The following is a 1,152-nucleotide window of genomic DNA, read 5'->3' on the forward strand; positions in this document are numbered from 1 at the left end:
TCGCGATTTCCGCATTACAAATGGCCGCCTTGACCGCTCGCTGGAGCATCGCTTCCGAAACATGGTGACGCCGCTCGATGCCGGAGCGAGGATCGACCGACCGGCGCGATGCGGGAAACACATATTGCCAGGACCAGCTTCGGCCGGCATTGGCATATTTGCGTTCGAGCGCAAAAGGCAGATAAACCGATCCGAACCCCCCGCGCAAATCCGCCTCATGGAGCGCCTTTGTCCGCAGAAGATGCCGCTGCAGCGGATCGATGAGGATTTCCGGCAGCATCGTGACCCGGTCCTTGGCGCCTTTGCCATCCCTTACAACAATCTGCTTATAACCGAAATCGATATCCTTGACCCGCAACCGAACGCACTCCATTAATCGCAATCCAGCCCCATACAGCATATTACCCATGATCCATGCCGTGCCATCCAGTTGCACCAGAAGGGCCTTGACCTCCTCTCGGGTGAATACCACCGGCAATTTTTGGGGCCTTTTGGCGCGCACCACATTTTGGAATTCCCCTAAATCCTTTTTGACGACCTCCTTGTACAAAAAGACAAGCGCACACAATGCCTGATTCTGTGTCGAAGCGGCCACTTTGCGCCGAACCGCCAGGTCGGTCAAAAATGCACTGACATGCTCCTCGCCCAGTTCCGACGGATGCCGTTTGTGGTGGAAATAAATATAGCGACGAATCCAGTCGACATATACCTGCTCCGTGCGGATACTGTAATGCTTGCAACGGATGAGGTGCCGAACCTGGTCCAATAAGCGCGGCTGCTGGTCGTTTTTGGATTTTGATACGACTTGATTCAAACTTGAATTCGGTGGTCCATTGGTACCCATCCCCGGCATAAGCCCCCCTAATGTAATGATATTGAGGATATGCGCCTATTATTTAATTGACATAATCAGAAAAGCGGAATATGGGTTTTAAACCTCATGCACTCAGCTCAAGCAAGTCCAAGCTCATAGACGCGCGAACAATCGTTCGTATAAGGCTATTGGGATATTCCCTAAATGTCAAGGATCTAGATTGCAAATTCGCCAACAAGCCATGGAAATTGGGCGGAATATATGACAAAATTTAATTATAGCGCGATCTAGTAACCAGAACTGTCGTAATACAAGACGACATATAGGTCGCCTAGACT

1 protein-coding gene is annotated in these 1,152 nt (G+C 50.7%); it reads right to left on the bottom strand.

All coding sequences use genetic code 11. The annotated features are described in order from the left end of the window. Window positions 1–766: integron integrase (locus MRX98_RS21740; RefSeq protein ID WP_246915255.1), on the bottom strand; the 766-nt coding region annotated here is incomplete at its 3' end. Between the last annotated feature and the right edge of the window lie 386 nt (window positions 767–1,152).

The sequence above is a fragment of the Desulfatitalea alkaliphila genome (assembly GCF_022968795.1).
In the GTDB taxonomy this organism is placed as follows: Bacteria; Desulfobacterota; Desulfobacteria; order Desulfobacterales; family Desulfosarcinaceae; genus Desulfatitalea; species Desulfatitalea alkaliphila.